Origin of the sequence: Indiicoccus explosivorum, from assembly GCF_002167005.1 — a bacterium.
Taxonomy (GTDB): Bacteria; Bacillota; Bacilli; order Bacillales_A; family Planococcaceae; genus Indiicoccus; species Indiicoccus explosivorum.
This window is the reverse complement of the sequence record NZ_NHTN01000024.1, coordinates 19,549-32,691: the sequence shown is the minus strand read 5'-3', so window position 1 is coordinate 32,691 and position 13,143 is coordinate 19,549. Positions and strand designations below refer to the sequence as shown.

Sequence of the window (13,143 nt, the reverse complement as noted above, 5' to 3'; positions counted from 1 at the left end):
TGAAGCGACGCCGGAAGAATTGGAAGCGTTCGCCGAAGCATACATTCCCGACAGTGAGGATTATACCCTCTGGAATGTGGACGAGGAGCAGAACAAAGCGGTGTTCTTCCAGACGTTTGAAGACGTGGACGGCCTGCCCCTCTTTTACAGTGAAGAAGGGATGATCACGGTCCATTGGTATCCTGACACCAACGAAATCTACAGTTACCGTCAGGCGAAACTTACAGAAGTCGATCCCGGTGACCAGGGAAAGAAGCTGATCACCGCAATCCAGGCCATCCGGAACTTATACCAGCAGAATATGCTGCCGGTCGGAACAGAAATCACCAAGGCGTCTCTCGGATATGCCCCGTATTCTGTTCTGGCCCAGTCATCTCAGGGCGGAATATATACATTCGTCCCGGCATGGCGGGTGGAAGCCCAATTGTCGGATGACACAGCGGTGAATTATTTCGTCAACGCAGTGGAAGGCGACATTATTCAACTCCCGCCTCCGGAACCGGCAGCACAACAGTGAGGAGACAGAGAGATATGCGTTTTAGCGTTCTGGCAAGCGGTTCAAGCGGGAATGCCATTTATGTAGAAAACGGGAAGCATTCATTTCTGGTGGATGCCGGCCTGAGCGGGCGGAAGTTGGAAGGCCTGTTCCAGAAAATCGGCAAGAGCATGCGGGATTTGGATGGGGTGCTGGTGACACACGAGCATTCCGACCATATTAAAGGATTGGGAATTATCGCCAGAAAATATGAATTGCCGATCTATGCGAACGAAAAGACGTGGTCGGCCATGAATGGACTCGTAGGGGATATTCCGGTCGGGCAGCGTTTCCATTTTGATATGGAAACGGTGAAGACATTCGGTTCCATCGATATCGAAACATTCGCTGTCTCACATGATGCGGCCGACCCGATGTTTTACGTTTTTCATGAAAACCGGCGCAAATTGGCGCTGATTACAGATACCGGTTATGTAAGCGACCGGATGAAGGGCATTATCCGTTCAGCCGATGCATTTGTCTTCGAAAGCAATCATGACATCGGGATGCTGCAGATGGGCCGCTACCCATGGTCGGTCAAACGGCGGATCCTAAGCGACGTCGGACACGTTTCCAATGAAGACGCGGCTGTGGCAATGAGCGAAGTGATCGGCGAGCAGCCGGCAAGGATGTATCTTTCCCATCTGAGCCGTGATAACAACATGAAAGACCTGGCCCGGATGAGCGTCGAACAGACGCTGCAGTCCAAAGGGATAGAAGTCGGTGAACAAATCATCCTTTTCGATACGGATGCTGAAATCCCGACCGAACTGGCAGAAGTTTAATCGTGCAGCAAAAGCACTGCGGAAACGGATGAGGAGGCTTGGAGATCGGCTGCGGCCGGTCTGCAGGTCTTTTTTTCTGCCGGCGGACGGAAGCTGCCGCATCCGCACTGGACCTGCTCGAAAAATTCCGTGGATAAATGAGCGGAATTAAGGGAATAGAAAAGGAACGGCTGCAAATTTCGCAGGTCATTCCTGTGCGTGATAAACTTGTAGTGATAGATGAAGGAAGGATGATCGATATGGGTTATTATGATCCCATTCCAACCGAACCGCGATCCCGCCGCAAACAAAGCAAAAAAAGTGTTTTTTTCGCTGGCATGGGCGGGGTTTTATCCGGCGCGCTTCTCGTATGGGCGCTGTTTGCTGTTTTCCCGGAACTTGCCCCAGCCGAAGAAGAATCAGCTGCAGAAGTTGTGGCTGATGAAGAACAGGCGGCCGCCCTGCAGCAGTCGGCGACGACTGTCACCACGGACGTGACTGAAGCGGTGGCGAAGGCAGCCGGTGCGGTGGTCGGCGTCACGAACCTTCAGACCGCTGGCGGTTTCTGGTCGGAATCGGAAGAGACACAATCGGCAGGGACCGGATCCGGCGTCATTTATAAGAAAAAAGACGGCAAAGCATACGTCGTGACCAATCACCATGTCATCGACGGGGCGACGGAAGTGGAAGTGACGCTTGCAGACGGATCGAAAGTACCGGCCCGTATTTTAGGCAGTGACATCTGGACGGACCTCGCTGTACTGGAGATGGATGCCGCCAAGGTGGAGACCGTGGCTGAATTGGGAGATTCGTCTTCACTTACTTTAGGAGAACCCGTCATCGCCATCGGCAGTCCTCTCGGGCTCAATTTTTTCGGTTCCATTACGACAGGCGTCATCTCGGGGATGGACCGGATTGTGCCGGTGGATCTGAACCAGGACAGCATCATTGACTGGCAGGCGGAAGTTCTGCAGACGGATGCTGCCATCAATCCCGGGAACAGCGGAGGCGCGCTGATCAACCTGGAGGGCCAGCTGATCGGGATCAACTCGATGAAAATCGCGACTTCTTCTGTCGAAGGCATCGGATTTGCAATTCCGATCAATTCCGCGGTCCCGATCATTTCTTCTCTGGAGAATACAGGCGTCGTCGAGCGTCCAGCGATGGGAGTCACACTGATCGATGTCGCATCGGTGCCTCAATCGTATCGTACATCGGAACTCGCCCTTCCGCCGGATGTGACCGATGGCGTAGTCGTTGAATCCGTGATCGCGGATACACCGGCGGCACTTGCCGGATTGGAACCGTATGATGTGATTGTCAGCATGGACGGACAGCCCATAACGAACATGCTGGAGCTCAGGCAGCACCTGTATAACGAAAAACGGATAGGAGAAACCCTTACAGTCACCGCATACCGGAATGGCAGACAGCTTGAATTCGAGCTGGTGCTGACTGACAGTGCGAATATGTAAAGCTATATTTCGTTGGGAATAAAAAATGAAGTCCGGGAGATTTCCTAGTGGAGGGATCCCGGATTTTTTATGCCTTAAGATAAAAAGCAGAAAAATGTTATTTCAGTAGAATCACGGAACGAACAAGGAAAAGTAATCACCGAAAAGAAACAGTTACTCACACATTGTGGACAACTTTTAAAAACTGTTGATATCTAAATGCTGGAGAATCCGGCTTTCAGAAGGCTTTGCAGTCTGTTAAAATAGGGTGTGGATAAGTTAGAAGGAATTGTGTATAACTTTGGGGATTTCTCAGAACCGGAAAGGCGGATGAAAATTGAAAAAGAAATGCTGTAAAACCCATGTAGACCGGGCTTTGGACGAAGTAACGGCAAAAACAGGCAGCTTTCCGATCCTTACAGAATTGTCAGAAGACGAAAAGTTATCCACACGCTGTGAGTATTGTGAAGCGGCTGCGATTTATCTTGTGGCGGATAAATAAACGGCCACTATATATAGAATTTGCCTGTGGATATGTGCGTAACTTCTGTGGGCAACTTGTTTACAAACACTTAATAGAGGTGGATAGCTTGTGAATATCACCATTTTGACTGTCGGAAAACTGAAGGAAAAGTATTTAAAACAAGGAATCAGTGAATATATAAAACGCCTCAATGCTTATGCAAAAATAGCAGAAATCGAAATTCCGGACGAAAAAGCGCCGGAAAACTTGAGCGGAGCGGATATGGAGCTGGTGAAGCAGAAGGAGGGGGAGCGGATCCTCTCCAAAATTCCAGCGGACGCGCACGTCATTGCATTGGCGATTGACGGAAAGATGAAGTCATCCGAACAGCTTGCAGCCGACCTCGACAGATTGGCTACATACGGAAAAAGCAAAATCACGTTTGTGATCGGCGGCTCACTCGGCCTGCATGCCGATGTGCTGAAACGGGCGGATGAAAAGCTGTCGTTCAGTCTGATGACGTTTCCGCACCAATTGATGCGGCTCATTCTGCTGGAGCAGGTGTATCGGGCGTTCCGGATTATGAAGGGGGAACCGTATCATAAGTAGCGGTAAAGCAAATAGGGGCGGGATGTCATGCGTAAGTCACGGTTGAAGTTAAGTACGGTCATTATACTGCTGGTCTGCCTCGTTGTTTTAGTATCTCTGCTGATTACGGATCTTCTCATCACAGACTACACAGGTGAAAATATCCAAGATCAATTGGAGGAAAAAACGAAAATCATTTCCCGGACAGTTGCAGAGTCTCAAGTTGTTCAAGAAGGGCTGCAGGGTGAAGTGGATCCGGACAGTATTCAGGAGTATGCCATGACGATTCAAGAGAAGTCCAATGTTTTATTTATTGTGGTGATGGATATGAACGGGATTCGCATGTCACATCCTGTAGCCAGCCGAATCGGGAAACACTTCGTCGGGGGAGACGAGGAGCGTGTGCTGCAAGGGGAAGAATATATCTCAACATCAATGGGGACGTTAGGGAAATCGCTGAGGGCATTCACGCCTGTTTATAATGAAAACGATAAACAGATTGGTGCCGTCGCTGTCGGTATTTCGCTGGAAGCTGTTCAGGATTCGATTCAGCAAAGTCATAAACGGGTCATTTTCGGATCGATTTTCGGCATGGCCGTCGGGATTATCGGCGCTTTCCTTTTGGCCAAGTATATAAAGAGCAGTCTGTTTGGCCTTGAACCATATGCCATTGCACGTATCCACGAAGAACGGGACCGGATGCTGCACTCAGTTCGTGAAGGAATTATAGCGATTGATAAAGAAAACAAAATTGTCCTCGTAAATAAATCCGCAAGGCAAATTTTCCAAAAGGCGGGTTTAATGCATCAGGAACCGGTCGGGATGAAAAGTAACGACTTTTTACCAGGTACGATGCTGAATCGGGTGCTGGTTGACGGGGTAACTGAAATGGATGAAGAGCAGACAATTAACGGGGTTTCCATTATTACAAACCGTGTTCCATTAGTAGTCAACGATCAAGTGGTCGGAGCGATTGCCACTTTCCGCGATAAGACTGAGGTGAACAAGCTGGCGGAGCAGCTGACAGGGGTGCAGATGTATGCGGATACGCTGCGCGCGCAATCCCATGAATTCATGAACCAGCTGCATGTGCTGCTCGGATTAATCAAGATGGGGAATTATGATGAAGTGAACCATTTCATCAGTAAACTGGTCAATCACCAGGCCCATGAAGTGGAAAATATCACGCGCTATATCAAGAATCCGGTCCTTGCCGGTTTCTTGATCGGTAAAATGAGTGCCGCCAGGGAATCTCATGTGCAGCTGACCCTCCATTGTGAAACGGAAATTCCGCAGTTCAAGGATTCTGAGAACAGCCATGAACTGATTACAATTCTCGGGAATCTGATGGATAACGCCGTGGAGAGTGTACGGGAGAGCAGACAGAAACGGATTGATGTCACGCTGTCTTATATAGACGGGTTACTGACCATTCAAGTGTCGGATACCGGTGAAGGAATTCCGCAGGACAGACACGAGGAAATCTTCCAAAAAGGCGTCTCGACGAAGGAAGGGAATCACCGCGGGTTCGGTCTTTACCTGACCAGGCAGAGTGTTGAAAAAATGGAGGGCTCGATTGACGTGAGTTCCGGCCCGGAACAAGGTGCAGTCTTTACGGTGATTATCCCTTATGAATTATGAGGTGAACAGATGTGATCAAGGTTCTGATCGTTGAAGATGACCCGATGGTCGCTCAGCTGAATAAAAATTATTTGGAGCAGATTGACGGATTTACGGTCAGCGGGAGGGCCGCAAATACAGATGAGGCGGTTGCTCATATGGCGCGGACAAAAATCGATCTGATGCTGTTGGATGTTTATTTGCCGGGACTGAACGGAATTGATTTTCTCACCCGTATTCGTGAGCAAAATCAGGATATTGATGTCATACTGATCACCGCCACTTCCGATAATCAGCAGATACAGCAATCCTTAAGGCTCGGTGTGATCGATTACTTAGTCAAACCGTTTGAATTTGGACGTTTTGAGGAGGCGCTTACACAATATAAGCAGTATCACAATAGATTGAGGGGAACAGACAAAATCAATCAGCACGAGATCGATCGCCTGTTCCGCAAATCAAGTTCCAGATCTGAGAAAATCCTAAACACACGAGAACTGCCGAAGGGCCTCACGAAGAATACGTTAGCAATCATCAACGATGTAATTCTCTCCAAGGCTCCAGACTCCTTTTCGACCAGTGAGATTGCAGATGCCGCTCAAATCTCCAAGGTTTCCATTAGGAAGTACTTAAAATTCCTCAGTGAAATCGGGTATTTGGAAGAAACATTAATTTATGGGGTCGGAAGGCCGATTTATCAATACAATTTGAATGAATCGAAGAGCGGCCAAATCGATCGCTATCTGTAAAGCAGTCAATTCGGCTGCTTTTTTACATAGGAAGGAATGGTTATTTTAATTTCAAAAGTATTTAAAGTTACTAAAGGTACAAAGTGAACGGTTTTTAGTCTACTTTACTTAGTAAGCGCTTACAGGAGAAGGAGGAAAGGAGTTACGGCGATATAAATCAGAACATTTTGAAAAACTCCCTACTGCCTTAGTTAAAGGCGGGGATGAAATCCACCAAAGTATAGGAGGTATTTTATGATTATTGCCCATACAGCAATAGCAATCATCGGTATTATCGCTTTAATTATTATCCTGAAAATCGATCCTGTCATTGCTCTCCTCATCGGAACACTTTATTTGGGATTGAGCGCAGGACTCGGCTTCAACGACACACTCGCCGTCATTATCGAAGGCTTTGGGAGCATTATGGCTGAAGTTGGGCTGTTAATTGGCTTCGGCGTCCTCATGGGGTCGCTGCTCTACGCGACAGGCGCGTTACAGCGCTTAGTTGAGCTGCTGCTGAAAGCACTTGGGGCCCGGCGCCTTCCATATACGATGAGCGCCGTCTTAACGACATTTTTCTCTTCGATCTATGTTGATGTCCAGGTCGTTTTAGCTTCCCCGCTGGCCCGGTCCGCATCTTCCGCGCTCGGCCGGAAAGGACTTGGAATGCTGGCCGGGTCACTCACCGCAGGTATTTTGGTCGGTTATGTTTTTGTCGTACCGGGCCTGGGCATTGTCGCAATTTCCGGGCTGCTCGATATTCCGCTCGGGACCATGCTCCTTTACGGCGTACCGGTCGGCCTGGCCACTTCGCTTCTCACAACTTTTTTGTACGGACGCATGGTCCAGGCGGGCTTTTGGAATCCTGAAAAAGACGAAGAGCCTTCCGAAGCGATGCTGAAGGAAGAAACAGCCGTCTGGGCCGAGCAAGCCGCAGCCCTGGCCAGTGAAGATACAGCTGCAGGCAGAATTAATAATGGCGTCCCAATGGAAAGCAATTTGAGCAAGCGCAGTCAATCCATACCGCTCGCTATCGCACTGTCGCCAATCTTTATTGCGCTGATTATGATTGCTGCAGGCGCAATCGCCAAAGCCGCGGGCATCGAGTCGGAATTCATTCAGTTCATCGGCAATCCGGTGTTCGCGCTGTTCTTCGGTCTCTTGATTGCTTACGGATTAGCGAAATTTTCGATAGGTGCAAGCCGCACGGAGGATGCCCTGTCTGAAGGATTCAATACAACAGGGCAGATTCTTCTCGTCACCGGCGTCGGTGGTTCTTTAGGCGCCATGATCGGCGAAACGGCGCTTGAAAGTGTCCTGCAGGGTCTGTTCTCGGCAGGGTCGAATGCAACGGTCGTTGTCATCCTTCTGGCTTGGTTTGTCGCTGCCGTTCTGCATCTGGCCATTGGCTCCATTTCTGTCGCCGCGATTGTCGCTGCCGGTATTCTGGCACCGATCATGGACAGTTTGACTGTTCCGGCTCCGGTCATCGCACTGGCTATCGGTGCTGGCGCACTCTTTGCCCTGCACGTAAACAGCAATTTCTTCTGGATGTTTAAGACGATGCTGGGCATTACAACCCAAGGGGCGCTCAAATCACTCACGTTCGTGACGGTACTGGCATCCGCCATCTCATTGCCGATGATTATCGCGCTTGGCTTTATAATGGGATAATAAGAAGAAACTCCCTGCGGTCACGAATGACCGTGGGGAGTTGTTTTATGTCAGGCAAGGCTAAACATTAAAGAAGAGCTGAACTCGAACTTGATTTACCAATATGGATGAATGGAAGCAGACACAGCGATTCAGCTGAATTATTTCACATAAAATGTCCAAGTGAAGAAAACGCACGGGATCAGGAAATCCCGTGCGTTTTTCAATGCTATTTCTATAGTCATCATACAGGTTTAACAGCGATGAATTCGTCGATCGTTTCAGGGGTGTGTTTCCCTTCTTTTCCCTTGAAAATATCGATGTTGACCGTCACGTCCATGCACCCGAGATACTTCCCGTCCTTATCACGGACTGCCATGAACTTTTGATAAATCTGGCCGGCGTCTTCGCCTGAACGTTTCGGGAACCAGAATTCCCATTCATCCCGTTCTCCGGAACGGAAATCATTCAACAGTTTTTCAACGTGGTGAGCCACTCGCGGGTGAAGCTCCAGCACATGGCGGCCAATCGCTTCTTTGCGCCGGCCATGGACACGGTCCGGATTATTCGAATACCAGCGGAAAATATCATCCGCATCGCAAAAACCCATTTCAAACGGTAAAAGGCTGATGATGGAGTCTAACGTGCTTGCTTGGATCGCACCGGTTTCGAAGTTAACGACAGCTTCAGGGCTAATTAAATCAGCCAATCTGTTTTCAGACATTTTAACTCTCCTTTATGCAGTCTTTCATTCGTAATGGTAACATCGCTGGTGAAAACGGTCTGTGATTAATATCACAAGCAGCCGGCAAGTCCGAGAATCACCCGATTTTTACACCGATTGCTGGTATACTGAACAGAGTATCGCAGGCTGGAGGATAGCCTGAGATGCTCTTTTTTGATGCGTCACCGATTCAGATTGTCAGGGAGTTGGAATTCGAGATGAATAAAAAAGATATCGCAGACATTCGCAAACGGTTCAAACTGGACAGCGATCTGCTGAAAATCACAGATATTTATAATGTTTACATCAAACAGGACAGCGATGAAATTTTTCACGAGGAAAGCCGGCCGTTCGCCTTGCTGGATCGGGATCAGCAAGAGCTGTTCCTGGCCAATTTCAAAAAAGTCCTGGGCGGTAAGCTGGATGAGAAGCTGTTCGAAGTGAAATTCCAGTCTGCAGCAGAAGGGCAGGAAGACCATACGCAGCAGTTCTTGTACGAGGGCCTCCATGCGGATGAAGCGGAGGAATGGATGGAGAATATGCAGCAGATCGCGCTGAAAGTGGTCCGGGAAAGCCGTTTCGAGAAGGATACAGTCGTTACATTCATCCGCGGCGACTATTTTAAAACGACCAGACGCGAGCTGGATGAAACGGAAGCCGCCTTGCGTGATGAAGTATATACGACACCGTTCATCCTCTGCAGCATAAATGAGACGGAGCTGCCGAAGAGTTCTCTGGTGTTCGATTTTATCGGGCGGGAGTTCAAGTCGAATCTCATGACGGATCCTGTCATCAAGCTGGCCACGCCCATCGGCGGATTCCTGTTCCCCTGCTTTACAGATAACGCAGCGGACGTCAGCCATGTCCTGTACGCAGCAAGCAAAGCGAACAAACCGGACTTCCCGTTTATCGAGAATGTGCTGAACGGCGACGAAATCATGACAGCCGAGGAAGATAAAGCGGTGTTTGAAGAAATCGTCAAGTCAGTGATCGGCGAAGAAGTGAATTCGAGGACGCTCGCCGGTGTGTATGACGAAATCAATCACATGCTTGAGACAGAAAAAGAGAACGAGGACGGGGACGAGAAAACGCCGGTTCTGGATACGAAAGAAGTGGCACGGGTATTGAAGGCAAGCGGCGTCAAGGACGTGGACACGGAAAAAGTGGAGATGGCCTTTCAGCAAGTGGTCGATGATAAAAATTATGAGATGAAAGCCAAGCACATCGTTCCGAGCTATGCCTCCAAATCGATAAAAATCAGCACAAAAGTCGCGGATATTAAGATCAGTCCCCAAGACTTGCGGTACGTCAAAGAAGTCAACTACAACGGCAAGCGGTGCCTCCTGATCGAGGTGGAAGAAGATACGATGATCAGCGGCTTCAAATTACTGCCCGACGATTTGCCGCAGTAAGAGGAATTTTGAAGGAGCAGCCGGTCAATTAAAAAAGCTCCTGCCCTCGAAGGGAAAGAGCTTCCGCCGCCATTTTTTATTTCCAGTAGTTATTTGCAGCGGCTACCGTCTGGAAGTGAATCGCAATCACTTGGGAAACAAGCGTCAGGCTATCTGGATTTTCCGCATATTGCGGGCGCAGTTTTTCCCGGATTTCACTCGATTGCTGGGTATACCCGCTGCCTTTTCTTGCCAGTTTGATCGCTAATTCATAACCTTCCTGTGGTATTTTAGTAATCAGGCTTGGCAGCCAATCATCCATGCAGACCCCTCCTTCAGTAACTATCAAATTCAGTATTACTTACCTAAATAATCAGAACAATAAATACCGTACGCAAAGGTTCAGTGCTATAGTTATCTTGAGGAGTGGTGAAGTTGGAATTGACTGATGTTATCCATGGGCACAGATCCATCAGGAAATATGAAGACAGGGAGATCAGCCAGGAATTGCTGGATGAGATCCTGGAGGCGGGAATCCGCGCTTCTTCAAGCGGGAATATGCAGACGTACTCGATGATCGTGACGAGAGATGAAGCGATCAAAAAGCAATTATATGAGCCGCACATGGAGCAGTCCATGGTGATGGATGCGCCTGTACTGGTGACGTTCTGTGCGGATTTCAATCGGATGAGGAAATGGCTGGCGCTTAACGATGCACCGGTCCATTTCGATAATTTCATGAGTTTCATGATCGGTGCCATCGACGCGACGCTCGCTGCCCAAAATTGCGCGCTGGCGGCGGAAAACAGAGGGCTGGGGGTCTGTTATATGGGCTCGACCCTTGCAAACTGTGACCGGATCGGTGAAGTCTTGGGACTTCCGGAGAATGTTGTGCCGGTGGTCGGCTACTCGCTTGGGTACCCGGCAGAAAATCCTGCTCCGCGGGACCGGCTGCCGAAGGAGGGCCTTGTCCACTACGAGCAGTACCGGGATTATTCAGACGAAGAAGTGATGGACATCTATAAGGACCGGAACGAAAAGGGCTGGGAACGGTACATGGCTGTACCGGCGCTGAAGGAAATGACGGAGCAGCTCGGACTCAAGAACCTTGCGCAAATCTATACGATCGCTAAGTACACGAAGGAGTCCCATACAGGCTTCTCCCGGACAGTGCTGGATTACTTGGCGAAACAGAACTTCATGGAAAACGAATAACAGATCCATATGGTGCCCCTGCCTCTTCACACCGAAGAAGCAGGGGGTTTTTTCGTTTGAAACGCAGAGGCGATTAATAAAAAAATGCGGTTAGGACCTCCGTGGTTCCGTGGTAGGCTAACTTTTCTTTTTGCATTTTTATTCATTTATTTGTTTGACAGTACGTTATGATTACACGAGGAAATAAGCAGTATCGCTGAAAATAAAGGAGGTCGATTTGCGAAAAATTCAGTTCTTTGTTAAACTATGCATACGCCGCTTATAAAGTGATTCGCGGAGACTCGTTTTACATAAGAAATTCCGGTAATTCTTTTGCCTGCGGGTCTCATGAAATTATCACTGCATCAACGGTTAAGAGGGCTGTCTGAACTTCCCGGTTCTCAAAAAGACGGCACCTCGGAAAAAACAGAAGGAGTGATTTGTTGATCACAGATACAGAAGAAAATAATATGAGGAAACCGTCGTTTTTGTATGCGCTGGCAATGCTGGGGACCGTGGCTGCAATCATCGCCATCGGCATTCTCGCGTTTGATGCACCGATTCAAATTCTGATGTTTATCGGCGTTCTTGTGCTGATCCCGTTCATGCTCGGTCTCGGATTCACTTACAAACAAGTGGAAAAATCGATGACCGCATCAATGAGCAGAGCACTCCAGCCCGCGCTGATTTTATTGACCGTCGGGATTTTAATCGGTGCATGGATTGCATCGGGTACCGTTCCTACACTGATCTACTTCGGAATCGAAACGATTTCGCCGCAATTCTTCCTGGTGACGGCACTGATCTTTTGTTCTCTCGTGTCGCTGGCGACAGGGACCTCGTGGGGGACGATCGGAACAGCCGGAATCGCACTGATGGGAGTCGGAGCGACACTCGGTGTGCCGGTCGGTCTTACGGCGGGCGCGATTATAAGCGGTGCGTATTTCGGGGATAAAATGTCACCGCTGTCGGATACCACGAATTTAACGCCGACGGTCACCGGAACCGATTTATTCACCCACATCAGGCATATGCTTTGGACGACTGTGCCGGCCTATGTCATTTCCGCAGTCATTTTCACGTTCATGGGGCTGAAGTATGCGGGTACTGCCGCAAACGAACAAACAGTGGCGCAGCTGACAGCATTCCTGGCGGAAAATTTCAACCTTGGACTCGTCCCGCTGATTCCGATCGTCGTGCTGATCGGGATGCTCATGATGAAAAAACCGGCGCTCCCGTCCATTTTCATCGGGACGGCAGTGGGCGGACTGGTAGCGATCTTTTATCAGGGATTCACATTCACCGAGACGATCGATTTCTTCTACGGCGGCTATTCGGTGGAATCCGGAATCGAAATCGTCGATAGTCTGCTGGTGCGCGGAGGATTAAGCAGCATGTTCGCGCTCGTCGCTCTTTTCTTGTTCGCGCTCGGACTGGGCGGCATGATGGCCAATGCGGGTGTCCTGGAAGCGCTCGTCGCCCCGTTCATCCATAAAATCAAGAGCACGGGTGTCCTGACGTTCGTGACCATCATCATCAGCTATGTCTCGCTGGCGATCGGCGGCTCCATTTACTTCTCGATCGTCATGGGCGGCACGATTATGCAGCCCGTCTATGAGCGGCTGAATTTAAAACCGGAGAACTTATCAAGGGTTCTTGAGGATACAGGCACACAGGGCGGGGCGCTCATCCCGTGGACCGGGAGCGGCATCTTCACAGCCGGCGCGCTGGGTGTCGCAACCGGCACGTATCTTCCTTTCTGTTTCCTTGCCATGCTCACCCCGCTCGTTTCGCTGTTCTATGGCGTGACAGGGCTGACCATGACCAAGATCGAAGAAGAGGGAACCGATCAGAGACCGGATAAAAAATTGGCAGGAAACGTAGCGCAAATATAATTTTCCATGGATTGGACCTCTGCCCGGCTGGGCGGAGGTTTTTCATTCCCATCCCTTACAGCCGGCCGGGACAGAACCCGGACAGGGATTTTTGGTATAACTAAAATCAGAGACTGTGCTATAGTAAGAAT

The 13,143-nt window shown here is 49.4% G+C and carries 13 protein-coding genes; 11 read left to right on the top strand and 2 right to left on the bottom strand.

Annotation, left to right across the window (positions count from 1 at the left end; all coding sequences use genetic code 11):
* The 8 genes from yycI to CCE92_RS08920 all read left to right on the top strand — a co-directional run.
* Positions 1-517 (top strand): two-component system regulatory protein YycI (yycI, locus tag CCE92_RS08955; protein WP_175578085.1); only part of this gene is annotated, 517 nt, incomplete at its 5' end.
* 14 nt (positions 518-531) lie between these two features.
* The gene (locus CCE92_RS08950; protein WP_088007181.1) at positions 532-1,320 is read left to right on the top strand and encodes an MBL fold metallo-hydrolase; all 789 of its coding nucleotides are present in this window, start codon (positions 532-534) and stop codon (positions 1,318-1,320) included.
* Positions 1,321-1,559: 239 nt separating this feature from the next.
* Positions 1,560-2,774 carry a S1C family serine protease gene (locus tag CCE92_RS08945; protein WP_088007188.1) on the top strand — a complete coding sequence of 405 codons (1,215 nt, stop codon included), beginning with the start codon at positions 1,560-1,562 and terminating at the stop codon, positions 2,772-2,774.
* 316 nt (positions 2,775-3,090) lie between these two features.
* Positions 3,091-3,255, top strand: a complete 165-nt coding sequence (locus tag CCE92_RS08940; RefSeq protein ID WP_088007180.1) for a CxxH/CxxC protein — start codon at positions 3,091-3,093, stop codon at positions 3,253-3,255.
* 90 nt (positions 3,256-3,345) lie between these two features.
* Entirely contained in the window at positions 3,346-3,825 is a 480-nt protein-coding gene (rlmH, locus tag CCE92_RS08935) for a 23S rRNA (pseudouridine(1915)-N(3))-methyltransferase RlmH (protein WP_088007179.1), read from the top strand.
* A gap of 27 nt (positions 3,826-3,852) precedes the next feature.
* Positions 3,853-5,445, top strand: coding sequence for a DcuS/MalK family sensor histidine kinase (gene dcuS, locus CCE92_RS08930; protein WP_088007178.1), 1,593 nt, complete (start codon positions 3,853-3,855; stop codon positions 5,443-5,445).
* 11 nt (positions 5,446-5,456) lie between these two features.
* Positions 5,457-6,173: a response regulator gene (locus CCE92_RS08925; RefSeq protein ID WP_088007177.1), complete on the top strand. Its 717-nt coding sequence runs from the start codon at positions 5,457-5,459 to the stop codon at positions 6,171-6,173.
* 234 nt (positions 6,174-6,407) lie between these two features.
* Entirely contained in the window at positions 6,408-7,829 is a 1,422-nt protein-coding gene (locus CCE92_RS08920) for a GntP family permease (protein WP_088007176.1), read from the top strand.
* Between the two features lie 223 nt (positions 7,830-8,052).
* Here the strand turns inward: CCE92_RS08920 and CCE92_RS08915 are convergent, their stop codons facing one another.
* Positions 8,053-8,532 (bottom strand): PAS domain-containing protein, encoded by a 480-nt coding sequence (locus CCE92_RS08915; protein WP_088007175.1) that lies wholly within the window; start codon positions 8,530-8,532, stop codon positions 8,053-8,055.
* A 218-nt stretch (positions 8,533-8,750) separates the two neighbouring features.
* On the opposite strand from CCE92_RS08915, the gene CCE92_RS08910 reads away from it, so the two are divergent.
* Positions 8,751-9,944, top strand: coding sequence for a DUF4317 domain-containing protein (locus tag CCE92_RS08910; protein ID WP_088007187.1), 1,194 nt, complete (start codon positions 8,751-8,753; stop codon positions 9,942-9,944).
* A 76-nt stretch (positions 9,945-10,020) separates the two neighbouring features.
* Here the strand turns inward: CCE92_RS08910 and CCE92_RS08905 are convergent, their stop codons facing one another.
* A complete protein-coding gene (locus CCE92_RS08905; protein ID WP_088007174.1) occupies positions 10,021-10,245 on the bottom strand; it encodes a hexameric tyrosine-coordinated heme protein in 225 nt (74 codons plus the stop codon).
* Positions 10,246-10,358: 113 nt separating this feature from the next.
* Here CCE92_RS08905 and CCE92_RS08900 point away from each other — a divergent pair, with 113 nt between their 5' ends.
* Together CCE92_RS08900 and nhaC are read left to right on the top strand one after the other, a co-directional pair.
* The gene (locus tag CCE92_RS08900; RefSeq protein WP_088007173.1) at positions 10,359-11,138 is read left to right on the top strand and encodes a nitroreductase family protein; all 780 of its coding nucleotides are present in this window, start codon (positions 10,359-10,361) and stop codon (positions 11,136-11,138) included.
* Between the two features lie 422 nt (positions 11,139-11,560).
* Complete coding sequence (gene nhaC / locus CCE92_RS08895; RefSeq protein WP_241535949.1) at positions 11,561-13,012, top strand: Na+/H+ antiporter NhaC; 1,452 nt, start codon at positions 11,561-11,563, stop codon at positions 13,010-13,012.
* The last annotated feature ends 131 nt before the right edge of the window (positions 13,013-13,143 follow it).